General features: G+C 60.3%; 19 protein-coding genes. 7 read left to right on the top strand and 12 right to left on the bottom strand.

All coding sequences use genetic code 11. The features are described 5' to 3' along the window. The first annotated feature begins 6 nt into the window (after positions 1-6). Both AC6FTP_RS04850 and AC6FTP_RS04855 read left to right on the top strand, forming a co-directional pair. The gene (locus AC6FTP_RS04850) at positions 7-1446 is read left to right on the top strand and encodes an arylsulfatase (protein ID WP_497205776.1); all 1440 of its coding nucleotides are present in this window, start codon (positions 7-9) and stop codon (positions 1444-1446) included. Between the two features lie 92 nt (positions 1447-1538). After that, the gene (locus AC6FTP_RS04855) at positions 1539-2891 is read left to right on the top strand and encodes a sulfatase family protein (RefSeq protein WP_497205777.1); all 1353 of its coding nucleotides are present in this window, start codon (positions 1539-1541) and stop codon (positions 2889-2891) included. 82 nt (positions 2892-2973) lie between these two features. Here the strand turns inward: AC6FTP_RS04855 and AC6FTP_RS04860 are convergent, their stop codons facing one another. The 4 genes from AC6FTP_RS04860 to AC6FTP_RS04875 form a co-directional block, all read right to left on the bottom strand. Further along, positions 2974-4173 (bottom strand): NnrS family protein, encoded by a 1200-nt coding sequence (locus AC6FTP_RS04860; RefSeq protein WP_497205778.1) that lies wholly within the window; start codon positions 4171-4173, stop codon positions 2974-2976. Between the two features lie 93 nt (positions 4174-4266). Continuing rightward, positions 4267-5757 (bottom strand): amidase, encoded by a 1491-nt coding sequence (locus AC6FTP_RS04865; protein WP_497205779.1) that lies wholly within the window; start codon positions 5755-5757, stop codon positions 4267-4269. Between the two features lie 6 nt (positions 5758-5763). Further along, positions 5764-6318, bottom strand: coding sequence for a redoxin family protein (locus AC6FTP_RS04870; RefSeq protein ID WP_497205780.1), 555 nt, complete (start codon positions 6316-6318; stop codon positions 5764-5766). 46 nt (positions 6319-6364) lie between these two features. Further along, positions 6365-7627, bottom strand: coding sequence for a Glu/Leu/Phe/Val family dehydrogenase (locus tag AC6FTP_RS04875; protein ID WP_497205781.1), 1263 nt, complete (start codon positions 7625-7627; stop codon positions 6365-6367). 210 nt (positions 7628-7837) lie between these two features. On the opposite strand from AC6FTP_RS04875, the gene AC6FTP_RS04880 reads away from it, so the two are divergent. Beyond that, the gene (locus AC6FTP_RS04880) at positions 7838-8341 is read left to right on the top strand and encodes a 3D domain-containing protein (RefSeq protein ID WP_497205782.1); all 504 of its coding nucleotides are present in this window, start codon (positions 7838-7840) and stop codon (positions 8339-8341) included. A 4-nt stretch (positions 8342-8345) separates the two neighbouring features. Here the strand turns inward: AC6FTP_RS04880 and AC6FTP_RS04885 are convergent, their stop codons facing one another. The 6 genes from AC6FTP_RS04885 to AC6FTP_RS04910 form a co-directional block, all read right to left on the bottom strand. After that, positions 8346-9227 carry a sugar phosphate isomerase/epimerase family protein gene (locus tag AC6FTP_RS04885; RefSeq protein WP_497205783.1) on the bottom strand — a complete coding sequence of 294 codons (882 nt, stop codon included), beginning with the start codon at positions 9225-9227 and terminating at the stop codon, positions 8346-8348. A 42-nt stretch (positions 9228-9269) separates the two neighbouring features. Next, positions 9270-10109, bottom strand: coding sequence for an alpha/beta hydrolase family protein (locus tag AC6FTP_RS04890; RefSeq protein ID WP_497205784.1), 840 nt, complete (start codon positions 10107-10109; stop codon positions 9270-9272). Between the two features lie 39 nt (positions 10110-10148). Further along, positions 10149-11438 (bottom strand): aminopeptidase P N-terminal domain-containing protein, encoded by a 1290-nt coding sequence (locus AC6FTP_RS04895; protein ID WP_497205785.1) that lies wholly within the window; start codon positions 11436-11438, stop codon positions 10149-10151. A 51-nt stretch (positions 11439-11489) separates the two neighbouring features. Then, on the bottom strand, positions 11490-12758 hold the full coding sequence (gene dgt / locus AC6FTP_RS04900) for a dGTP triphosphohydrolase (protein ID WP_497205786.1): 1269 nt from the start codon (positions 12756-12758) through the stop codon (positions 11490-11492). A 94-nt stretch (positions 12759-12852) separates the two neighbouring features. Next, the gene (locus AC6FTP_RS04905) at positions 12853-13974 is read right to left on the bottom strand and encodes a Gfo/Idh/MocA family protein (RefSeq protein WP_497205787.1); all 1122 of its coding nucleotides are present in this window, start codon (positions 13972-13974) and stop codon (positions 12853-12855) included. 137 nt (positions 13975-14111) lie between these two features. Beyond that, positions 14112-14492, bottom strand: a complete 381-nt coding sequence (locus AC6FTP_RS04910) for a RidA family protein (protein WP_497205788.1) — start codon at positions 14490-14492, stop codon at positions 14112-14114. 106 nt (positions 14493-14598) lie between these two features. Here AC6FTP_RS04910 and AC6FTP_RS04915 point away from each other — a divergent pair, with 106 nt between their 5' ends. The 4 genes from AC6FTP_RS04915 to AC6FTP_RS04930 all read left to right on the top strand — a co-directional run bounded on the left by AC6FTP_RS04915 (position 14599) and on the right by AC6FTP_RS04930 (position 23667). Further along, entirely contained in the window at positions 14599-15960 is a 1362-nt protein-coding gene (locus AC6FTP_RS04915) for a DUF1501 domain-containing protein (protein ID WP_497205789.1), read from the top strand. Between the two features lie 133 nt (positions 15961-16093). Further along, positions 16094-16912: a helix-turn-helix domain-containing protein gene (locus tag AC6FTP_RS04920; protein WP_497205790.1), complete on the top strand. Its 819-nt coding sequence runs from the start codon at positions 16094-16096 to the stop codon at positions 16910-16912. Between the two features lie 143 nt (positions 16913-17055). Next, positions 17056-19989, top strand: coding sequence for a M28 family peptidase (locus AC6FTP_RS04925; RefSeq protein WP_497205791.1), 2934 nt, complete (start codon positions 17056-17058; stop codon positions 19987-19989). Positions 19990-20079: 90 nt separating this feature from the next. Then, positions 20080-23667 carry a c-type cytochrome domain-containing protein gene (locus tag AC6FTP_RS04930; RefSeq protein ID WP_497205792.1) on the top strand — a complete coding sequence of 1196 codons (3588 nt, stop codon included), beginning with the start codon at positions 20080-20082 and terminating at the stop codon, positions 23665-23667. A gap of 78 nt (positions 23668-23745) precedes the next feature. Here the strand turns inward: AC6FTP_RS04930 and AC6FTP_RS04935 are convergent, their stop codons facing one another. Both AC6FTP_RS04935 and AC6FTP_RS04940 read right to left on the bottom strand, forming a co-directional pair. Beyond that, a complete protein-coding gene (locus tag AC6FTP_RS04935; RefSeq protein WP_497205793.1) occupies positions 23746-24495 on the bottom strand; it encodes a TlyA family RNA methyltransferase in 750 nt (249 codons plus the stop codon). Further along, positions 24495-24895, bottom strand: a 401-nt coding sequence (locus tag AC6FTP_RS04940) for a hypothetical protein (protein WP_497205794.1), incomplete at its 5' end; no start/stop codon positions are given. The genes AC6FTP_RS04935 and AC6FTP_RS04940, both read right to left, overlap by 1 nt.

A 24895-nucleotide genomic window follows, 5' to 3' on the forward strand; every position in this document is an offset into this window, starting at 1 on the left:
CACTCCATGAAGCTGCTTCTCGCTCTCCTCTTTTTATCTGTCGCTCACTCCTCATTGTCGGCCCAGCCCGACTCCACCCAGGCTCCGAAGAGCAGGACGAACATCATCTGGATCATGGCGGATGATCTCGGCTGGGGCGATCTCGGCTGCTATGGGCAAAAGGTCATCACCACGCCAAACCTCGACCGCATGGCCAAGGAGGGCATGCGCTTCACGCACTTCTACTCCGGTGCCACCGTCTGCGCCCCATCGCGTAGCGTGCTCATGACCGGTTTGCATCACGGCCACACGCGCATCCGTGGTAATGCAGGCCAGACAAACCCAGCCGCACAGGCTTTGAAAGAAGGCGATGTCACCGTGGCGTCCGTCTTGAAAAACGCAGGCTACAAAACCGCACTCATCGGCAAGTGGGGTCTCGGCAATGTCGGTGCAGCGGAAAGCGGCCTGCCGCGCAAGCAGGGCTTCGACTACTTCTACGGCTACCTGAGCCAGCACCATGCGCACAATCACTTCCCCGACTACCTCTGGCGCAACGAGAGCAAAGAGCCGCTCTCAAACGTCATCGTTCCCGTCGGCGAAGACGGCGCGGGCTATGCCACGGAGGCGATTCATTACGCGGACGATCTCTTCACCGACGATGCGCTTAAATTCGTCACCGAAAACAAGACCGCGCCCTTCTTTCTCTACTGGGCGATGGTCATCCCGCACGCCAACAACGAGCGCGGTCGCATCCTCGGCGATGGCGCGCATGTGCCCGACTACGGCCCCTATGCCGACAAGGACTGGCCGAAGCAGGACAAAGGCCAGGCGGCGATGATCACACGTCTCGACAGCTACGTCGGCCGCATGATGGAGCATCTCAAAGCCCTCGGCATTGCAGAGAACACACTCGTCATCTTCAGCAGCGACAACGGCCCGCACAACGAGAGCAAGCACGACCTGGAGCGCTTCGATCCCAACGGCCCCTACACCGGCATCAAGCGCAGCCTCACCGACGGCGGAATCCGTGTGCCCTTCATTGCCTGGTGGCCTGGCAAAGTGAAGCCCAGCGAGTCGGCGCATGTCGGTTACTTCCCGGATTTCATGCCCACCGCCGCCGAACTCGCCGGAACACCTGCGCCGGACAAAACCGACGGCATCAGCCTCGTGCCAACACTGACTGGCAAAGAGCAGCCCAACCACGAGTTCCTCTACTGGGAATTCCACGAAGGCGGCTTCAAGCAGGCTGCTCTCTATCAAGGCCGGTGGAAGGGCATCCGCAGCGGCGGCCCGGATGCTCCCGTGCAGCTCTTTGATCAGCAAAACGATGTCGCAGAGCTAACCAACGTCGCAGCTCAGCATCCCGACATCGCCGAGAAGGTCGGCACTTATCTCAAGACCGCCCGCAGTCCACTCGCTGAATGGGAGCCGCAGTGGAAAGTCGGCGGCAAGAAGAGTAAAAAGTAATGAAGGTTCAACCTAGTCCGCATCCTCTCCGTTTCGTTCGGAGATGGGAGGGATGGATTTGAAATCAAGATCCCAGCAACCCACCAACCAACATGAAGCGACTGCTACTCACTCTGTTCGCCCTTGGCTCCACGCTCGTGGCCGCGGAGCCAAACATCGTCATCATCTTCGCTGATGATCTCGGTTACGGCGATCTCGGCTGCTATGGCTCGCCGGTCATTCGTACACCTCATCTTGATCAAATGGCTGCCGAGGGGCTGCGCTTCACGGATTTCTACTCCGCCGCGGAAGTTTGCACCCCGAGCCGTGCGGCCTTGCTGACGGGGCGTCTGCCGATCCGCAGCGGCATGTGTGGTGCGAGACGTTTGCTTTTCTCGAACTCCGCAGGCGGCCTGCCACTGGCGGAGATCACCATCGCCGAGGCTTTGAGAGAAAAAGGCTATGCCACCATGCACATCGGCAAGTGGCACCTCGGTATTCATGTGGGATCGCGCCCGCTTGATCAAGGCTTCGAACACAGTTTTGGCCTGCCTTACTCGAATGACATGGATGGCCGCCCCGGCCTGCCGAAAGGCAGCAGCGCCTCGCCGAACCCACCGCACGATGGCTGGAATGTGGCCCTGCAGCGTGATGGGAAAGTCGTCGAGCAACCCGCCGACCAAACCACACTCACAAAGCGCTACACCGAGGAGGCTGTGAAGTTCATCTCCGAGAAAAAGGGCGGCCCCTTCTTCCTCTACATGCCGCATACCTTCCCGCATGTGCCCATGTTTGCTTCGCCCGATTTCAAAGGCAAAAGCCGCGCCGGCATCTATGGCGACGCCGTGCAGGAGCTGGACTGGAGCGTCGGTCAGGTGTTCGCGGCCTTGCGCAAAGAAGGCATCGCGGAAAACACGCTGGTCTTCTTCACCAGCGACAACGGCCCCTGGCTCATCATGGGGGATCAAGGCGGCAGCGCTGGACTGCTGAAGGACGGCAAAGGCAGTACCTGGGAGGGCGGCATGAGAGTGCCCGGCGTCGCTTGGATGCCCGGCCGCATCAAGCCCGGCGTCACCACGCAACTCGCCAGCACCATGGACCTCCTGCCCACCGCGCTTGCGCTCGCAGGCGCTGCCGCTCCGAAGGATGTGACACTCGACGGCACCGACCTCGCTCCGCTGCTCTTTGAATCCAAGCCGCTGCCGGTGCAGCCCTATTTCTACTATCGTGGTGATCAACTCTTCGCCTGCCGCCTCGGCGAATGGAAAGCGCATTTTCAAACCCAAACCGGCTATGGCCAGCCCAAGGCCGAGTCGCACGAACCGCCGCTCCTCTTCCACCTCGGGCGAGATCCCTCTGAGAAACGCAATGTCTCCGCCCTACACCCCGACGTGCTGGTGCAAATCCAAGAGGCCGTGAAAGCGCACCAAGCTGGAGTCGTCCCTGGTGTGCCGCAGTTGCAGTAAGCCAGCACCGATCAGTCTAAAGGCATGAGCGAGATGGAATCCAGCTCCACCACCTTACGACTCGGAAAGTCGTGCTGCAGGCTTAGTCCTCGTCCCGTGTGACGAACCGGTGGCGGTGCCAGAGAAGCCAGAGGAGGGAGAGCAGGCCCCAGGTCCAGGCTGCGTAGATATGGTGGGAGACGGTGGTGGATGGCACCCAGGCTGGAGTGGCACGCGTGGTGGCGGCGAGGACTCCGAGAAAGATGAGGAGGCGAACCCATTTCGACTTCCCAAAGAAGCCCTCAAGGTCACCGCTGTGCCCGAACAAGACGCGACTGCCAACGATGAGCATGAGCATGCCAAAGCCGCCGATGTAGAGCAGGTGTTCGATAGAAACATGCTGCACGTAATGAAAAGGGGCGAGCACGATGCCGAGCCAGCCGAGGGCGAGCGCCCAAAAGAGTCCCGTGGTGAGGGAACCGGACTGCTGCGTCCTCCAGTTCACCTCGATGAACAGGTAGGACGCTGCAACGATGGCCCGCAAGGCATAGCCGGAGAGGGGTTGACCAAAGGCTTCGAGGAAGAAGCTGGTGACCAGCAGCACGGCGGCGATGATGGATCGGATGAGCTTTGCCCGGCTTTGCGCGGCGGTTTTGGGGTCGCCAAAGTCTCCGCCCAACATGCGGGGGAAGACGAATGCGCCGATGCCGAGCACAGGCGGGAGCAGCAGTCCCTGATAGAGAAGCAGATTGGCAAGACGGAGGCGCTGCGGGTCGAGCAGGGTGGCTGGCACGAGCAGCAGGGCAGCACCGGCAATGCCACAAGCCAGTCCGGTGAGGGCGAGGAGCATCTGCGGTGGAGGAGCTTCTTTGCGGAATTTCACCACGCGAATGAGGAGACAGAGCAGCAGGGAGACAAAGAGAGCGACGAAGAGTGCGTCACCCCAAGTGTGAAGCAGTCGCAGATGGCTGATGGCCGATGCCTGATGGAGGGCGAAGAGCCCGAAAAGCTCCAGAGGTGTGAGCTTCGGAGCCGTGGCCATGCGTGGACCAGCAGTGCCGAGAAAGCCAATGACGAAGGCTCCACCGAAGGCCTCGATCATGAGTCGGGCATGGACGATGTTCGGATAGAAGCCGAGCTGCTGCGCATAGAACAAGGGCCAGAGCGAGACGCCGATGATGCTCCACAGCGCACCACTGGCGAAGAAGAGGCGGTAGGGCTCAGATGCGAGCCAGCGGACGCCCTCTTTGCGCGTGCCTTTGGACTTGTGCTTCTTGTGTTTGCAGACGGGGAACTGGCTCATGGAAGGGTGGAGTCACTTTCAGTAAAGCTTTGTTACGGCAGCAGATGGCAAGCCCCGCAAAGGATTGGCGTTTGGAGGCGAGAGGCACCTGACTCAGCGGGAGTGCAGGGTCTCAAAGGCATGGCCGTAGGCGAGGAGGCGGGCTTCGCTCCAGGCGGTGCCAATCAAGGAGAGTCCGACGGGGAGGCCGTCTGCCCTGCCCATGGGGAGGGTGAGGTGGGGGTAACCGGCGACGGCGGCGGGTGTGGAGGCGACGCGAGTATCGGCATCTCCTTTCGAGAGGTCGATTATGCCAGCGGGATCGTTGGTGGGGCAGATGAGGGCGGCGAGTTGATGTGCTGCAAGTGCAGCGTCGATGCCTTCGGGGCCGGAGAGACGACGTGAGCGGGCGCGTGCTGCGGCGGCCTCGGCGATGATTTCGGGCGTGTTGCGGCGTTCGGCTTCCTCAAAGATGTCCTGGCTGAAATGCGGCATCTCCTCGGCGCGGTGGGCTTCATTGAAGGCGATGAGTTCGGCGAGGGTGCTGACTTTGCCGCCGCGCTTGGCGAGGTAGGTATTCAAGTCGGCGCGGAACTCGGTGAGCATTGCTTTCCAGGCGAGCCCGCCAGCGGCACGGTGATGGGGGATCTCCACGTCATCGACAATGATTGCTCCGGCTTTTCTAAGGGTATCAAGAGCGCGATCAAACTCGGCGAGCACGCCTGAATGATGGCCGCATTGATCGCGAACGATGCCGAGACGGACTCCGCGCAAGGCATCAGGCGAGAAGAGCGAGGTGTGCTGAGTGATGGCATCGGCGGGAGGAGGGGAGGACTGCGCGTCCTCAGGATCATGAGCGGAGATGGCATCCATGAGCAGGGCGGCATCGCGCACGGTGCGGGTCATCGGGCCGGCGGTGTCCTGCCAATGGGTGATGGGGATGATGCCGCTGCGGCTGACTTTCCCGAGGGTGGGCTTCAAACCAACGATGCCGCAGTCGCTGGCGGGGCTGACGATGCTGCCATTCGTCTCGGTGCCGATGGCGGCGGCGCAGAGATCGGCGGCGACGGCGGCGGCGGAGCCACTGCTGCTGCCGCTGGCAGAGTGGGTGAGTCGGTGAGGATTGCGCGTGAGGCCACCTCGTGCGCTCCAGCCGCTGGTGGAATCATGGCTGCGGATGTTTGCCCACTCGCTGAGGTTAGTCTTGCCAAAGATGAGGGCTCCGGCCTCGCGCAGGCGGGTGACGATGAATGCCTCCCTGGCTGGTGGCGGGGCATCAATGAGGGCGAGCGATCCGGCCGTGGTCAGCATCCCATCGCAGGTTTCGATGTTGTCTTTGATAAGGATCGGGGCGCCGTACAGCAAGCCTTGATGGCTGGTGCGAGGCGCAGGATGAAGCTCGATGACTGCGCGGAGTTCAGTGTCGAGTTTGGCGATGCGCTGGTGGTAGTAAGCGAGGAAGTCGGAGGCGTCAGCCTCACCCAAGCGGATGAGGCCGATGATCTCCGCCATCGTGTGATCGTTCCTGATTTCAGGGTGCGTGCGCTGGCAGGAGCTGAGCGCTGCCAAGGCTGCGCTGCTTTGGAGGAAACGGCGACGGTGCATGGCGGTTTACTTGAGTCCGCCGATCTTGCAGCCCTGAGCTGGCTCTTGCGGGGATGGTGTGGGTTTTCCCGCGAGCACGGCATCGATTGCATCACGCAAATCCTTCGTGGTGGCGGCACGCTGGCGTTTGGTGGGACCGAGGTAGAGATCGTTGATTCGGCCACGATAGAGCACTTCTCCAGCGGGTGAGACGATCACGGCTTCGGGCGTCATGGTGGCGCCGACGTGTTTCGCCAGTTGCTGAGCTTTGTCGATCAGCACGCGTGCTTTTACCTGCTCCATGTCGGCGTGCTGAAAAGCGATCTCGACAGTGATCTCGGCATCTGAATGGACGAGGGAGATGGCTGCCTTGTCCGCGTAGTCGGCGGAGATGGCATTGATCTCCTTCATGAAAGGCCGCGTAGTGGAGCAGAAGGGGGAGACGAAGAACAGCACGACGGCCTTCTTCCCGGCAGGATCAAGAGGCGGGTAGCTTTTGCCGTCGGTGGCAGGAAGCTCCGCAGGTGGTGCCGCGTGTAGAATGCCGATGAGGCTGAGGAACAGAAGGGCTCGGTGAAACATGGGGAAGGGAAGGGCTGATTTCAGCCCACAGGTTTACCGAACGACTTCACGGATACAAGCCGCGCAGGCTTTTGGCATCATAGACACGCTTGATGCCGAGACTTAGGGCGGCGAAGCGCATGGAGATGTTGTGTTTCCGGGCGTGGTTCAGCGTCTGCATGTAGGACTGCTCCAGGAGTCGGAAGAGTTTGTCCAACACCTCGCCTTCGCTCCAGAAGAAGCTCTGCAAGTCCTGCACCCATTCGAAGTAGGAGACGATGACGCCGCCGCTGTTGCACAGGATGTCCGGAATCACGAAGATCTCGGGGCGCTGAGCGAGGATGGCGTCAGCTTCGGGAGTAGTAGGGCCATTGGCTCCTTCGGCAATGATGCGGCACTGGATCTTGGATGCGTTTGCTTCGGTGATCTGCCGTTCGAGGGCAGCGGGGACGAGGATGTCACAGGGAATGAGCAGCAATTCCTCATTGGTGATGGGCTCTGCGCCGGCATAGCCAACAACGCTGCGCATGGCGGCGACGTGGGCGTCGAGCAGATTCAGATCCAGGCCATTCGGATTGTAGATGCCGCCAAAGGCATCACTCACAGCAATGATCTTGATGCCTTGTTTGGCCATCGAAAGGGCGGCGACAGAGCCGACATTGCCATACCCCTGGATGACGGCAGTGGCTCCCTGGGCCTGAATGCCGAGAGTGTCCATGGCGCGGGAGGCGAGGTAGGCCACACCACGGCCCGTTGCTTCACGACGACCGAGTGAGCCGCCGAGTAGCACAGGCTTGCCTGTGACGACTCCTGGCACTGCGTGACCTATCTGAAGAGAATAGGTGTCCATGATCCAGGCCATGATCTGCTCATTGGTGCCGACGTCGGGAGCGGGGATGTCCACCTGTGGCCCAATCACGGGAATGAGTTCCTGCGTGTAGCGACGGGTCAGCCGTTCCAGTTCGCCGTTTGAAAGAGCGCGGGGATCGCAGGTGACGCCACCTTTGGCTCCTCCATAAGGCAGGCCGACGAGGGCGCACTTCCAGCTCATCCACATCGCCAGAGCGGCCACCTCACCAATGGTGACGTCGGGATGATAGCGGATGCCACCTTTGGTTGGGCCAAGGGTGAGATGATGTTGCACGCGATAGCCCATGAAGACCTTCGTGCTGCAATCGTCCATGTTTACAGGTATGGAAACCGAGAGGGACCGCTTCGGCATTTTTAGCCGGTCACGTGCCGACTCGGGGATGTTCATGAAGTCGGCCACGAGGTCGAACTGTTGGCATGCCATCCGGAAAGTGGGTGAGTCGTAGAGATGCAGATTCATGGTGGATGCCATATTATACGCACCACGGCAGGGGGATCGAAACCGAAAGCTGGGTGGTGGACTAAAATTGCCAAAATGAGCACACTGACTGTAGGGTGACCCCTTGAATTACAGTTTGACAGGTCCGCCTACCCCGACACCATGCGCGCCCCTCCGCCGGACCGGCTTGCTGATCTCTCGGAGTGTGCCCCAACTACCCCACAACCTGTTTTGCGAAGCCTGATCCTCTCCAGTATTTTCCTCGTTACCTTAACCAGTTACGCGGAGGATGCCAAGAAGACCACCGCCACTCCCACCGTCCCTCCTGGCACGGTAATCTCTGGAGTGCGCACCACTGCCTACACTCACACGGAGGCTGATCATATCGAATATGGAGCCCGGACAGGCGCTGGCACGGGGCTTCTGCATGGTAAGGTGCGCAGTGCAGCTGCGGACTGGTCCATCTATCCGGTGGGCACTGTGTTTCAGATCTCTGGGGACTCGAGTCTCTACCTCGTGGATGACTATGGCTCTGCGCTTGTCGGCACACGTACGATTGATCTCTACAAGCCGACCACCTCGGCGATGAACAACTGGGGCACGCGAACTGTGACGATCCGCATTTTGAAATGGGGCTCCTACACGAAGAGCCTCGCCATCCTCAAGCCGCGCGCTTTGAAAGCATCCCATGTTCGGGAGATGGTGTCCCGTCTCGTGAAGCGCGTGACCACCTGATCCATCAGGCAGCCGCCGCGCGTGCCTGTGTGATCATCTCCATGAAGAGTTTTCTTTGTTCGGCCAGGGCTGCGACGCGGTCCCCAGGTTTGGTGCGCGCCTCCAGCAGCACCCAGCCAGCGTAGTCGGCATCGACGAGCAGGCGCGCGAGTTCGGGGTAGGGGTAGCCGGGTTCATTCACCTCGCGGATGTGCGTCGTGGCACCGAGGAAGTCCTTCACCTTGGCAAAGTTCGCGGCGATGCCATCGCCCTTGAGGTCGTCAGGATTGGAGTTCCAGCAGACGCGGACATTGTCGCGTGCTGCAGCTTCCATCACCGTTTTAATGTGGCCGAGATCACTGACTCCGCCGTGGACTTCGAGGCGGATTTCCTGACCAAAGCCAAGGGCGTAGTCACCGATTTCAGCGAGTGATTTGCCGATCTGCTCCAGCGTCTTCTCCACGGGCACTTCCTTCGGCAGGTTGTTGGGCTTCACTTTCACGCCACTGCCGCCGATGTCGTGGCTGAGCTTGATGTACTCCTTGGCGATTTCGATCTGCTTCTTCACTTCAGCGGGGTCCGCGCTGTGAAACTCGCAGTTCGTACCCATGCCGAGCACATCCACGGGAGAATCTTCAAAGCGTTTCTGCACCTCCTTGCGCTGAACGGCATTCAGATTCGGCTCCACCTTGTGCGCGTGTTCGATGCGCAGTTCCACACCAAGGACCTCAGACGTTTCACAGTTCTTGATGAGCGTCGGCAGGTCCCAGTCCGCTCCCCACATGTAGGTCACGAGACCAAAGTGGATGTTTTCGCCCTTGTAACTGAGCTTGGTGTTTTGAGCAAAGAGTGGCGTGGCGAAGGCTGTGCTCAGGGCGGTGGTGAGGAAGTGGCGGCGGGAATTCATGGCGGTGGAGGAAACGGGTTATAAACGTGAAAATCGCGCTGATTACTTGTCTGGGACGGGGGGCAGAAGTCCCTGCATCCATTCGATGGCTTGTGGGATGCCTTCTTTGATCATGGGGTCATAATGGCCACCGCTCAATGCCTCCACGGATTTCACGATCTTGCCCTTCTCCTTAATGGCCGAAACATAGTCCACGATCATGTCATGTGGAACCTCAGGATCGTCGGTGGAGTGGAAGATAAAAACAGGGCACTTGATATCTTCGATGTGTCGTCGAGGGCTGTATCCCAGAATGAAACTTTTGAAGCCTTTAACGGAAGTCTCAATCTCGTCCATTGCCTTGGCTCCATACCTCTTCTCCAGATCTGCTGGTGCTGCGTATGCGATGCATCCCTTAAACAGTGAGGACTTCTGGGCAAGATTCAGTGCCAGGACACCAGCAGAGCTGTGACCTGCCACAAATGCCCGGCCAGTATCAATCACAGCATGCTTCGACTTCGCGAGCTTTAAGGCTTCAACTGCATCATTCACACCGCCCTGACTTTGAATGAAATCCTGGATGGATTTTCGAACCGAAGCCTCTGTGATCTCCTTGGGCCAAGGGCCACTCAACCCATAGGCAACAACCGCAAAGCCTGCCTTCACATACGGGATGTGTTCCGGCATATCCCCATCCGCCAGTCCGATGCCATGAAAGATGCGCGTGCCCGCCGCAGCAATGAGAATACAGGGCAGGCTTTCTGTCTTTACTTCAGCAGGCAGATAGACCCAGACCTGATTGCCCGAAGGGGTGAGGTACTGAGATTTGATCACGTCTGGGGGCAGATCCTGTCCCATTAGCACGAGTGGGATCAGGCAGGATAGAATGAAGGTGCGCAACATGTTCATCAACGATTTAGGCTACAAGGCGTCAGGTGGCTATTATGCGTTCATCAGAGCCTCGATCTCCTCGGCTTCGATGGGGATGGAGGCCATGAGGTCGGTGTTGCGGTCGGGGCCGATGAGGATGTTGTTTTCCAGGCGCACGCCGAGTTTTTCCTCACGGATGTAGATGCCGGGTTCGATGGTGAAGACCATGCCAGGTTCGATGGGCTTCCAGGTGTGGCCCACATCATGAACGTCGATGCCGAGATGATGGCTCGTGCCATGGGGGAAGTATTTCTTGTACAATGGCTTCTCGGGGTCCTGTTTCTCCACGTCTTCGCGTTTCAACAGGCCGAGGTCGATGAGTTCAGAGGTCATGATCTTCGCGACCTCTTCCTGATATTCACGGATGATCACACCGGGACGCAGGATCTGGCGGCACTCGCGGAAGATGCGCAGCACGGCGTCATACACTTGGCGCTGGCGCGGTGTGAAGCGGCCATTCACGGGGATCGTGCGGGTGAGGTCGGCGTTGTAGTTGCCGTAGTTCGCGGCCACATCCAGTAGCAGCATCTCGCCGTCCTGGCACTGACAGTGATTCGTGATGTAGTGCAGCACGCAGGCATTCGCTCCGGTGGCGATGATTGGTGTGTAGGCAAACCCGCGCGCGCGCTGGCGGAGGAACTCATGGGCAAGCTCGGCCTCGATCTCAAACTCATGCACGCCGGGCTTCACAAACTTCAGCAGACGGTGGAAACCAGCCTCGGTGATTCGGATGGCCTCGCTCAGCGCGCGGAGTTCCTGCGGCTTCTTGATGCAGCGGAGACCGTGCATAATCGGCGCGAGACGCTGGTAGTCATGCAGCGGATACTCACGCAGGCAGCGGTGGGTGAAACGGGTCTCGCGTGTCTCTGTGGGGATGGTGGCGCGGGGATGCTCGTTGGAATTCAGGAACACATGATCACATTGGCACATGAGAAGGCGGAACTGCGTCTCGAAGTCTGTGAGCCAATGTACGCGTTCGATGCCCGAGCGGTCCTTGGCCTGATCCTTGGTCAGCTTTTCACCTTCCCAGACGGCGATGAGTTCGCTCGTCTCACGCACAAAGAGCATCTCGCGCTGCTTCGGGTCCTGCGCATCGGGGAAGAGCATGAGGACCGTCTCCTCCTGATCAATGCCGCTCAGGTAGAAGAGATCGCTGTTTTGCACGAAGCCCATCGAGCCATCGGCATTCGTGGGCAGTACGTCATTGGCGTGGAGGATGACGACTGAGCGCGGTGGTAGCTGGCGGTAAAGACGCTCGCGGTTGGAGATATGGAGGTCGGCAGGCAGGGGTTGGTAGCGCATCGCGCTGCATTGGAGCGTGAACCCGTCCTGCCGACAATCTTGTTTTTCAAATCACACGAAGTCCGTGATCGAGCCGAAGTTCGCATCGAAGAGACGGCGGTAGGTGCGGAAGGCGAAGGCGTCCGTCATGCTGGCCACCCAGTCACAGACGAGGCGGGCACGCGTGGCGGCATCAGGAGCTTTGGTGATCTCGGCTTCCACGGTGGCAGGCAGGAGGTGCAGCTTCGAGCCATCCTGCTCGATGTAGCGGTCCCGCAGCACGCTGAACATCTTCGTCAAAATGACATCCGCCTTGTAGTCGAGTTGCTGGAGCTGCGGGCTGCGGAAGACGATGTCGAGGGAGATTCTTTTGTTCAGCTTCGACTGCGCCTTCATTTCAGGGGCGATCTCAAGCCGGAACTGATGCCTGCGTGACATGGCGCTGAGGAAATTGCTCTCGGGTACCAGCTTCGTCGCGCGGATGTAGTCACCGATGTTCCGGTTCAGTCGTGCTTCCACACGCTTCTCGCGGATGGCTTTGCAAAGGAAGGTCACATGCTCCGCCTGGGCTGCGTCCAGCGTCCGTGCCTCCGCCCAGTGCTCCAGGGAGGTGACAGTGATGAAGCCCGCGTGGATGCCATCGGCGATGTCATTGAGCGAGTAGGCCGTGTCATCGGCCCAGTCCATGATCTGGCATTCGATGCTCTTGAAGCCATTGCGTACATCACCCGGCGTCAGCTCCGCTGGAAAAGCCTGCCCGCCGAGGGTGAAATCCAGCCAGACCTCCTGATCATCGTAGAGGTAATGGTTCGGCGCACCGCCAGCCTCGATGTGCAGAGTCTTGTACTTCAGAATGGCATCCAGCAGCGCGCGGGTTGGGTTCATGCCATCGCGGCCTTCATTGAAGAGAGTCTGGGTCAGCAGACGCAGCGTCTGGGCATTGCCCTCAAAACCACCGTAGGGCTGCATGAGCCGGTGCAGCGTGCGCTCGCCCGTGTGGCCGAAGGGCGGGTGCCCGAGATCGTGGGCCAGACAGGCGCATTCCACGAGATCGGCGTCGATGTAGCAGTCCTCCGCCAGCACTCCGCCCTGCTGCGCCAGCCAGCCGCAGATGCTGCGCCCGATCTGCGCCACTTCGATGCTGTGGGTCAGGCGCGTGCGGTAGAAATCATACTCCCCGGAGAGGAAGACCTGCGTCTTGTTTTGCAGCCGACGAAACGCACTGCTGTGGATGATGCGGTCGCGGTCGATCTGAAAGGCGCTGCGATACTCCCCGGGATGCGCCGGGCGCGGCTTCAGCGTTTCAGAATCAAAGGCGGAGTAAAAGCGGTTGGCAGGCATCGGTTGCGGCGATGCTAGGCTGTGATCGGATCATGGCAAGGCTCGTTGCGGGTTCATCTGAACCCGCCGAAGCCTCATGAGCTGGATGAAGAAATCAGAGCGCGATGACCTGCCGCGTCTTCTGGCTTTCCAGCGCGGCGGCAAAGATCTCCTGCGTGGCCACCGCCTCCTCAGGCGTGGCACAGCCAAAGCGGCCATCGAGCTTGCCTTCACGCTCCATGAGATACGCGGCCCACATCTGCTGCATCAGGTCAGGGAAGCCGACCTCAAAGATGCCGCCGGTCACGGTCTTGAAGGGCGTGGCAAAGCCAAGGTCCGTCTGCTTCCAATACTGCTCCTTGCCCACTTCGAAGAGCCAGAGCGTCTTTGGCTCCTTCGTCGAGTAGCGCGCGCCGCCTTCGGTGCCGATGACTTCCAGGAACCAGGAGTTTGTCTCTCCAGGAGCCAGCCGCTTCATCTCCAGACGCATCGGCACTTCATGACCGCCGATGTTCGTCCAGGCGTGCAGCATCGCATTGTCCCAGGTGTCGCAGTCCGCCATGCCGCCCTTGCCGTCGGGGCGCTGCGGGTAGCCTTTTTGCAGTTGGGCAAAGAGATGCGTGGGCCGCCAGCCGAGGCGCAGCGGGATGTGGCAGGCGTGCATGCCCAGATCACCGAGCACGCCGATCTCTCCGCAGGTGCGGGAAAAGCGCTTCCAGTTCGCTGGCTTCGTCGCGTCCAGATCACTGCTGTGATGGAAGCCCGATCGAATTTCTAAAATGCGGCCGATCTTGCCCGAAGTGGCCGTCGCGATCACGCGCTGAGCCCCAGGGAAGAAGGGAAACTCCGAGGAGCAGCGCACAAAGCGGCCCGACTTCTGGCAGGCTGCGAGGATGTTTCGTGAGGAGGCGAGGTCCATGCCGAAGGGCTTCTCCGCGAAGAGGTCTTTGCCCGCCGCCAGCACGTCCAGATAGATCTTCTCATGCAGATTGTGCGGCACAGCGACATACACCACCTCTACGGCGGGGTTTGCCAGAAGCTCATGGTAGTCGGCAGTCAGTTGGGTGCAGCTCGGGATGCGGCGGAACCACTCCCGCACCGGCTCCACCAGATCGGCCACAGCCACCAGTTCGGGCTGCACTTCCACGTCCGTGAGCGCGCACCAGCGCATGAAGGCGCTTGCCATTTCCCGGCCCATAAGGCCGCCGCCGATGATTCCAATGCCGACTTTTTTCATAGTGTGAGGTTGAGGGCTGCCATTGGAGAGAGCAGGCAAGGGGAGGCAAATCGTAAATCAGCCGCTGTTATCCAGCGACTATCACGAATCTCGATTCAAATCCCTCCCTGACTCCACCGGGGGACGGCAATGCCAAGTTATTGAAGTTCTGCGATCACTTCGATCTCGATAAGTGATCCTAGCGGCAAGCCTGCCACGGCCACGGTCGAACGCGCAGGTTTGTGACCGTGGAATGCCTCTTCATAGATTGGATTCACTTTGGGGAAATCCGCCATGCTCTGAAGGAAAACGGTCGCTTTCAGCACGCGGCTGAAGTCCAGATTTTGGGAAATAAGCAAAGCCTGGATGTTGGCCAGAACCTGCCGGGCTTGTCCCTCCACATCCGTTGCCTCAATTTTGCCGCTGGCAGGATTGATGGGGATCTGGCCTGAGCAGAAGAGCAGATTGCCAGAGCGCACAGCCTGAGAGTAAGGGCCGACGGCAGCAGGGACATTGGGGGCATGATTGATGAGATCCATGCTCGTTTCCTACTCTGCCACTGCCTCCCTCGTCAAGGCTCAGCGTGGTAAGCACAGCCCTATCTGGCAAGAATCTTGCGAACAGAGGCGTAGGTTGGTGCCCCCCATGCTTACTTTATCTGGACCTTCTCACGGCAAATTCTGCGACGGTTACTCCCGTCGTGATTTCTTGCGTATCGGCGGCCTCGCGATGGGCGGGTTGTCTCTACCGGAGCTTTTGAAGGCGGAGGCCGAGGCAAAAACAGGACGCAGCTTCAAGTCGATCATCATGATTTACCTCTGCGGAGCTCCTCCGCATCAGGACATGTGGGATTTAAAGATGGATGCGCCTCTGGAGATTCGCGGCCCTTACAAGCCCATTTCCACCAATGTGCCAGGCATCCAGATATCTGAGCATTCGCCGCGGCTGGCCAAGATGATGGACAAGTTGGTGCCCATCCGCAGCATGTGGGGTTCCCCGAATGGTGCCCATGATTCATTCATCTGCTACACGGGCCGTCCACCACCTCCGAACGGTGGGGCTGCTCCCACGGGCCGCGCTTCTGATCCACCATCGCTTGGTTCCATCGTCTCTCGTCTGAAGGGGCAGGCTGACCCTGCCATGCCATCGTTTGTCGGTCTCGCTCCGAAGGCTGGACATCCGCCGTATGGCTCGCCAGGGCATGCGGGGTATCTAGGCTCAGCTCACACGGCTTTCCGTCCAAACGGTTCCGGTGTTGAGGATTTGAAGCTCAACAACATCTCCGTGGCCCGTCTTGACGATCGCCGCTCCCTGCTCAGCGGCTTTGATCAATTCCGCCGCGAAGTGGACTACAGCGGTCTTGTGGAGAGCATGGACAGCTTCAATCAGCAGGCATTCAATGTCCTGACTTCCAGCAAGCTGCTCAACGCCCTGGATCTGAACCAGGAGTCCGCGAAAACACGTGAACGCTATGGCAAGGGCGATGCGAAAAACTACGGCGACGGGGCCCCGCTGAATCTGGAGCACTTCCTCCTGGCGCGGCGTCTCGTCGAGGCCGGTTCCCGTGTGGTCACGCTGAATTTCGGACGCTGGGACTTCCATGACAACAACTACCCCCAGCTCCTGCGCCACCTGCCGCTCTTTGATCAAGGCATGAGTGCACTCGTGCAGGATCTGCATGATCGCGGTCTCTCCGATGATGTGGCTATCGTTGCCTGGGGTGAGTTTGGCCGCACACCGACCGTGAACAAGGATGGCGGACGCGACCACTGGCCGCGTGTCGGCGGAGCTTTGCTCGCGGGTGGCGGGTTCAAAACCGGTCAGGTCATCGGTGCCACGGATCGCCTCGGCGGCGAGCCCACGGAGCGTCCGGTGCATTTCGGAGAGGTCTTTGCCTCGCTTTACAAGTTCATGGGTGTCGATCCGCACAAGACGACGATCCACGATCTCCAGGGGCGTCCGCAATACCTCGTGGATGGCTGGGATGCGATGCCCGAGCTACTCTGAGGGTGGGTGGTCTAATGGTTTCCACTACGCGTGGGTTGCGGTGAGTCACCATGGATTGTGCCGTAGCTGACCCGAATAGAGCAATCCACGCACAGGCCATAGCATCAGGGCGTCAACCAAACCACACACGCCCATGCAAACCGAAACATCCAAACACAATGGCCAGCATCGCTTCATCGAAACCCTCGCCGAGAGCGATCTCTTCCAGGGTTATCAGCACGCCTTCCACACTTTGACTGGTCTGCCCCTCAGCCTGCGCGCTCAGGAAGATGAGGAGTTCGTCGAGGAAATCGTCACCAGCAAAGGTGTCGCTGGTGTGGTTCAGTCCCTCGTTCCCGTTCGGGTTGGCAAAACCCCGGTTGCGCTGCTCGAAACCGGCGGTGTCCGCCTTGAAGCCGCCACACCTGAGACCTTCGCCCCTCTCGCCAACGCCCTCCTCGACGATGACCGCAGCGCCGCTGAAATCCGCGGAGCCCGTGTCCACTTCGAGCAGGTGCCCGTCATGGCCCCTGAGCGCTATCAGGCTGCCCTTGCCATCCTGCGCTCCTTCTCCATCCAGCTCGGCGAATGCGCTCATCGCCTCCTCTTCGCCCAGACCTCCCATGAGCCTCAGGCCGTGAAGAACGCGAAGATCTACATCCACGCCCACCTCGCCGAATCCATGACCCTCGAAGGCGTCGCCAGCGCGGTGAATGTGAGCCCCTTCCACTTCTGCAAGATCTTCAAACGCGCCACCGGCCTGACCTTCACGGACTTCGTGAACCGCGCCCGTGTCGAAAAGGCCAAGCGGATGCTCATGAAGCCTGATGCTCGCATCACTGAAGTCGCCTACGATGTCGGCTTCCAGTCGCTCTCGCACTTCAATCGCAGCTTCCGCCGCATCGCCAGCGAGTCGCCCACAGAATACCGCAGCCGCATGAAGAGTGATCGTGGCTACGCCATGGCCGCCTGATCGGCAGTCGAGTTCCAATCAAACGTCCGGACGGGTGAAAGCCCGCCCGGACGTTTTTTTGTGGCCAGATGACGGTCAAATGACCCGTGCGGAGAAGCCATTGACTGCAAGACGCTCCTGCGTGCGTATGTTCGTTCCCGACCATGCGCCTCCACGCTTTCCTTTTCCTCGCCGCCAGCCTCACCGCCTCTGCCCAAACAGAGGCTGATTTCCTCACCAACATCCGCCAGCTCACCTTTGAAGGTCGCAGGGCAGGGGAGGGCTACTTCAATGCCGATGGCACGAAGATGGTCTTCCAGTCCGAGCGCGAGCCGGGGAATCCCTTCTACCAGATCTACCTCATGGACATGGAGACGGGCGACCAGGAGCGGATCTCCCCCGGCATGGGCAAGACGACCTGCGCGTGGATGCATCCCGATGGCAAACGCGTGCTCTTCGCCAGCACGCACACCGACCCGAAGTCCAAGGAACTTCAGGCCGCCGAATACAAAGACCGCGAGACCAGCCGCGTGCGGAAGTATTCTTGGGACTACGATGAGCAGTACGAGATCTGGGAGTACACGCTCGCCGATAAGTCACTCAAAAACCTGACCAACAAGCGCGGCTACGACGCCGAGGGCGGATGGTCACCCGATGGATCAAAGATGGTCTTCGCCAGCAATCGCGCGGCTTATGAAAAGGAACTGTCGAAGGAAGACCAGGAGCGCCTGAAGATCGACAAACAGTACTTCATGGATCTCTACATCGCCGATGCCGATGGCTCGAACGTGAAACAGATCACCGATGTGCCCGGTTACGATGGCGGCCCCTTCTTCAGCGCCGATGGCAAGCGCATCTGCTGGCGTCGCTTCACCCCGAAGGGCGATGTCGCCGAAGTATGGTCGATGAACATCGACGGCAGTGATCAGCGCCAGCTCACCAAGCTCGGAGCCATGAGCTGGGCCCCCTACTTCCACCCCAGCGGCGAGTATTTGATCTTCACCACGAACCTCAACGGCTTCGCCAACTTCGAGCTCTACCTTGTCGATGCCGCCGGCAAACACGCCCCCGTCCGCGTCACCACCACCGATGGCTTCGATGGCCTGCCCGTCTTCTCCCCCGATGGCAAAAAGCTCTCCTGGACCAGTGGACGCACCGCGAACACCCAGAGCCAGATTTTCATGGCCGACTGGGACCACGATCACGCAAGAGTCGCACTCGGCTTGGATACCAAGGTCAATGAAGTCAAAACAGTCAAAGCCCCCGATGTCGCCACCACCAAAGCCGACATCAACCCCGCCGACATGCGCCAGCACGTCACCTACCTCGCCAGCGATGAACTCGATGGCCGCCTCACCGGCACCGAGGGCGAAAAGCTCGCCACCCAGTATGTGGCGGATGTTTTCAAAGGCATCGGCCTCCAGGAATACGGCGACGAAGGCTGGTTCGAGCCCTTCGATTTCACCGCCGGAGTCGCCCTCGGTGAGAAGAACAGTTTAGCATTAATTCAGGAAGGACGTTCCGATGGTCCTTACTTCCAAGCCGACAGAGACTGGCGTCCGCTATCCTTCTCCCAGCTAGGTTTGACTCACGCAGGAGTCGTCTTCGCCGGCTACGGCATCGAGACCCCCGACGAAGCCACCGGCAGCGATGGCAAGAAGCTCGAAGCCTACAGCAGCTATGCCCATCTCGACGTGAAGGATAAATGGGTGCTCGTCCTCCGCTACCTGCCAGAAGGCATGAGTAAAGAGCGGCGTGATGATCTCTCCCGCTACGCCAGCCTCCGGCACAAAGCCCTCGTCGCCCGGCAAAAGGGTGCGAAGGGGCTCGTGGTCGTCAGCGGACCTAACAGCAAGGTCGTTGATCAGCTTGTGCCGATGAGTTTTGACGCCTCGCTCGCCACCTCCGGCATCGCTGCCATTAGCGTCACGGATGCGCTTGCGGACAAGCTTTTGAAGCCCGCTGGCAAGACGATCAAAGAACTTCAGGACAAGCTCGACACGGGCGATCTCATGGGCGGCATCCCGTGTGGCGACCTCATGATTCGTGCCGAGATCGACATCCGTCAGGAAAAGAAAACCGGGCGCAACGTGCTCGGCGTCCTCCCCGCCAAAGACAAACCCGACCCGCATGTCGCCCCGCTCATCGTTTGTGCGCACATCGACCATCTAGGCAGCAAAGGCGGCGGCAACTCCCGCGCCAAGGGCGACGAACTGAACAAGATCCACCACGGTGCCGATGACAACGCCAGCGGTGTCGCGGGCGTGATCGAGATCGCCCAATATCTCGCTGACCTCAAAAAGACAGGCAAAATCACCCTCACGCGCGATGTCATTTTCGCCGCCTGGAGTGGGGAAGAACTCGGCCTGCTCGGCAGCAATCACTTCGTCGAAAGCCTCGCCAAGATGTTTCGTGGCGATCCCAATGGCAAACTCACCGGTATGTTCGCCGCTTGTTTAAACATGGACATGATCGGCCGCTTCCAAAAGACCCTCGTGCTCCAGGGCGTCGGCTCCAGCTTTTGGTGGGCGAAGGAGATCGAGAAGCGCAACGCACCCATCGGACTGCCCATCACGACTCAAAACGACGCCCATCTACCCACCGACAGCACCACCTTTTATCTGCGCGGCATCCCCACGCTGAACGCCTTTACCGGCAGCCACGCCGACTACCACCTGCCGAGCGACACCGCCGAAAAGATCGACTACGAGAACGCGGCCAAGATCGCGAAACTCATGGGCCTCATCTCCCGCAGCATCGCCACCGCCGACACAAACCCCGACTATGTCGCCATGGATGCGCCGAAGAATCAAGGCACGCGCGGTGGCATGAGAGCCTACCTCGGCACCATCCCCGACTACGCGCAGGGCGATACCAAAGGCGTGAAACTCAGCGGCGTCTCCCCCATCGGCCCTGCGGCCAAAGCCGGCGTCAAAGGCGGCGACATCATCATCAAGCTCAGCGGCAAAGACGTGTTGAACATCTATGACTACACAAGCCTGATGGGCGAGCTGAAGATCGGTGCCGAGACCAGCATCACCGTCCTTCGCGAAGGCAAGACCGTGGAGCTCAAGGTCACTCCCGGCTCCCGGGAGTAATCTCGCCAATCATCGGCCTACACTCCTCATACTCAGTCGAAAGGCCGGGCAGATTCGTAGCGTAGGTTTGGCGTCCCCCCAAACCTCACCATGCTGCCCCGTTACGTCTTTGCCTCCCTCACCGGCCTTTGCCTCGCCTCCACCTCTGCTCTCGCGCAGGATGGAGAAAAGCTGACCTATGAGGACCACATCAAGCCGTTGCTGGAGAACAAATGCTTCTCCTGCCACAACCCGGACAAGAAAAAGGGCGACCTCGACCTCACCAGCTTCGGCGCGCTCATGACCGGCGGCGGTGGCGGAGCAATCGTCGATGCGGGCAATCCCGACGGCAGCCGTCTGTGGAGCACCTGCGCAAAGAAAGAGGAGCCTTTCATGCCGCCGGAAGGCACAGGACTGAACGCCAAGGAACTCGAATTGCTCGCCAAATGGGTCACTGGCGGCCTGCTCGAAACGAAGTCCAGCGTCGCTAAGAAATCCAGCAAACCGAAGGTGGACATGGCCGTCACCGTCACCAGCGGCAAGCCAGCCGGTCCGATTGCCAAGCCGGAGCACGTCCTGCTGGAGCCCGTCATCGTCACCCCGCGCACCACGGCTGTCACCGCCATGGCCGCGAGCCCCTGGACATCGCTCGCAGCCATCGCCGCACCGAAGCAGATTCTCCTCTATGATACCGACACGCGTCAGCTCGCGGGCATTTTGCCTTATGCGGAAGGCTACGCCCGCACGCTCCAGTTCAGCCGCAATGGCAGCCTGCTCGTCATGGGCGGCGGTCGTGGTGGGAAGCTCGGGCACGCCATCGTTTGGGATGTGAAAACCGGCAAACGCATGATCGAAGTCGGCAAGGAGTTCGACCAAGTCATGGCTGCCGACATCAGCCCCGACCACAAGATGGTCGCCATCGGCTGCACGAATAAAAAAGTGAAGTGCTACGACAGTGCCACTGGCGAGGAATTATACACCATCAGCAAGCACACCGAATGGATCCTCGGCACCAAATTCAGCCCCGATGGCGTCCTGCTCGCCACCGCTGACCGCAATGGCAACGTCATGGTTTGGGAAGCCGCGAATGGTGGTGAATTCTACATCCTCGGCCAGCACAAAGGCCCAACCAACGACCTCGCTTGGCGTGCCGACTCCAACATCCTCGCCTCCTGCTCGAAGGACGGCACCATCGCTGTCTGGGAGATGAACGAAGGCAAGAAAGTCAAAGATTGGGCAGCCCATGGTGGCGGCGTCCAGTCCGTGTCCTTCACGCCGGATGGCCTCATCGTTTCCTGTGGTGACGACGGCCTCGTCCGCCTCTGGGACGTGAATGGCACCAAAAAAGCCGAGTTCCCCAGCCAGGGCGACATCGTCGCCAAAGTCGTCGCCCTCCACGACGGCAAGACCTGCATCAGCTCGAACTGGCGTGGCGAGATCAAGGTGCTCACGCTCCAGGAAAAGATGACCGAACTCGGCCAGCTCAGCAGCAACCCGCCGCTCATCGCTCAGCGCATCGTCGAAGCTGAAAAGCGCGCCACCGAGCTCGTCGCCAAGCTCCCAAGCCTCCAAGACGCCATCAAAAAAGCCGAAGCAGCCGTGAAGGCTCGCGAGGAAGCTCTGAACAAAACCCGAGCCGAACTTGCCGAGCAGGAGCGCCGCACGAAAGCCTACCCCGGCGAGATCGCCGCTGCGGAAAAATCCCTCGCCGCAGCCAAGGCCGCCATCGCCAAAGCCACCACGGACAAAACCGCCCGCACCGCCGCCATCAAGGCCTACGCCGACAAGTCCACCCAGCTCGCCGCCCAGCAGAAGGAACAGGCTGCCGCAGTTGCCGAGGCAGCCAAATTGCCCGCCGCTGACAAAACCGCAGCCGATGCAAACGCCGCTCTCGAAGCCGCCAAGAAAGAACTCGCAGCCAAGGCTGGCGATGCAGCTCTGACCGCCAAAGTGAAGGACCTCGAAGCCAAGCTCACCGCTGCCAAAGCCGAGCAGCAGAAACTCGCGCCAATCAAAGCCAAGGCCGACCAACTCACCGCCGCTGTCGAGAAAGCCAAAGCCGCCCTCGGAGCCGCGCCAGCACCTGTGGCCGACCTTGATAAGCTCATCGCCGACACCACCGCCAAGCTGAAGCCACTGACCGACGAGATCGCCGCGAAGAAGGCCGAACTGCCAAAGCTGCCAGCCCTAGTCAAAGCAGGTCCTGACCGTGTCAAAGCTGCGGAAGCCGCGCTGAATCAGGATAAAGCCGTGCTCGCCGCTGCGCAGTTCGCCGCCAAATCCTCCAGCGATGAGATCGCCGTGCTCCAGAAGCTGCCCACCATTTTGAAGGCCGCGCAGTTCAATGTCGGCGTGCTGACCGAGAAGGAAAACCTCGCCAAACTCGAAGGCAGCTTCAACGACTACACCGCTGCCAAAAAGGAGAACGAGGAAGCCAAAGTCGCCAACGCCGCCAAGATCGAGGCTGCCAAGAAAACCATCGCCGAGACCACCAACCTCCAGCCGCAGAACGAAGCCACACTCGCCAAGCTCAAGGCCGAGCTCGCTGGCATCGAAGAAGCCATCAAACCTTCCCGCAACGCCGACCTCTCCGCTGCTGCCAAGGTCGAAGAAACCAAAAAATCTCTCGCCGCCCGCGAAGCCGAAGTCGCCGCCCTTGCCAAAGTCCGCGACGACGGCACCGCCGCTGCCAAGAAATCCTCCGAAGACATCGGCAAAGCCATCGACGGCCTGAAGAAGAAGCTCGCCGAAGTTGCCGCCAAGCTCAAAAACCCTGAAGAGCAGGTGAAGAGCAAGCAGGCCGACTTCACCGCCCGTGAAGGCAAACTCGCCGCTGCGAAGAAGACCGTCGCCGATCTCACCCCAGCTTTGCCAGTCCAGGAAAAGGCCGTCAAAGACGCCGAAGCTGCCCTTGCGAAAGCCGCCGCCGAACTCACCGCTCCCGAGAAAGCCCTGAACGAGAGCCAGCGCAGCCACGCCGAAATCACCAAGGCCAAAGAGAAGGCCGCTGATAAAGTCGCTGCCGACAAAGCCATCGTCGAAGCCTCGGCGAAGATCGTCGCTGCTCAGGCAGATCGCGATGCCCGCCGCACCGCTCGCACGGATGCTGAAAAAGCCCTCAATGCCGCACGCCCCGTGCTCGCCAAATCCAAGAACGACCTCAGCAACGCCACCAACACCGCCAAGCAGCTCGAAGTCGCTCTAGCCAAATCCAAGGCCGAACTCGATGCCGCCAACAAACTCGCCGCCCCGCTCCGTGGTCAGCACGACAGCCTGAGCAAGGAGATCGCCGCCCAGGACAAAGCCCGCGCCGACAAAAACGCCGTCCCAGCCGCCCTCGCCGCCGAGTTCGCCACGAAGTCGAAGCCCGTGACCGACCAGATCGCCCAGATCAAAGCCGCGCTTCCTCCGCTTGAGAAAGCCTTCGCCGATGCCCGCGCCAAGCTGGAAGGCGAGATCAAGATCGTCGATGCCAAAAAAGCCGAAGTCGCCAAGGCCAGCGAAGCTCTCGAAGGCACGAAAGCCAAGAAAGCCAGTGCCGAAGCCGCCATCGCCGCCGCCACCAAGGACAATCCCGTCCGCGACAAGAACCTCGCCGAGATCAACGCCGAGCTGACCAAGCTCCAGCCCCAGCTCGACCCGCTCCGCGCCAAGGTGAAGCAGCTCGAGACGCAGTATCTCACCATGCTGCCGAAGTAAGGTTCGAACGAAAGCTCAGGCCCGATCCTATTCAGGAGATAGGTGATTGTCTTCCGAGGTCAGGAGCTCGGTCCATACTCAAATTATGGGCCGGTGGCTGCGAACGAAGTGGGCGAGGAATTCGCGGTTCCCATCGGTGCCTTGGATGCTGGACTCGACGAGGCCGCGCCATTCGAGGTCGGGCTGACTTTGGACGAAGTCCTGGATGCGCTGGCAAGCGCGGGCGTGGGCCTCGGGATCGCGGACGATGCCGCCGGGGCCGATGTCTTCGCGGGTGAGTTCGAACTGGGGCTTCACCAGGACGAGAGCCTGTCCGCCAGTCTTTAAGACGCTGAGGGCTCCGGGGAGGACGAGGGTGAGGGAGATGAAGGACACATCGGCGACGATGATGTCCACGAGTTCGGGAACATCGGCGGGCTGCATGTGGCGGACGTTGAAGTTCTCGCGGCAGATGACGCGGGGGTCGTTACGGAGCTTCCAGACCATCTGGTTGGTGCCGACATCGAAGGCATGGACTTTCACCGCGCCGCGCTGGAGGAGGCAGTCGGTAAAGCCGCCGGTGGAGGCGCCGACGTCCATGCCGATGAGGCCGGTGACGTCGATGTGGAAGTGATCAAGCGCGCCTTCGAGCTTGAGACCGCCACGGCTGACGAATTTGGGCGGCTGCCGGACGGTGAGGATGGCATCGGGGCGGACGAGCCAGCCGGGCTTGGTGAGGACGGTGTCACCCAGCATGACTTCTCCGGCCATGATGAGGCGCTTGGCCTGCTCACGGGAGGGTGCCTGACCGCTCTGGACGAGGGCTTGATCGAGTCGGAGCCGGGCCATCAGCGGACGACGGGCTGGATGACTTCGTCGCCAGGCTCGATGCTGATGCCAGCGGGGATGGAGGTGAGGTCGAGATCGGCGACGGCTTCGTTTTCCTCGATGGTGTCGGTGATGCGGATCTTGCCGAGGACGCCGTTTTCGCGGCGCACCTCAAGCTGCTGACCTTTCTTGAGGCCCTGCTTGGATCCGGCATCGAGAATGACGAAGCCCTGGTCTTTGACGACGGTTTTGACCTTGCAGATGGGGAGGGCGGCCATGACCTGCTTTTGCAGGGGCGTGAGGGTGTTGGTGTTGATGCCCTTGGCCTCGGCGGCGAGGATGGTCTTTGGCACGGTGAGGCCGCCGCCGGGCAGATCAGGAGTGGCGGGGGTGGTCAAGACGGGGGCGTTCACCGGGCTGG

Origin of the sequence: Prosthecobacter sp., from assembly GCF_044378005.1 — a bacterium.
In the GTDB taxonomy this organism is placed as follows: Bacteria; Verrucomicrobiota; Verrucomicrobiia; order Verrucomicrobiales; family Verrucomicrobiaceae; genus Prosthecobacter.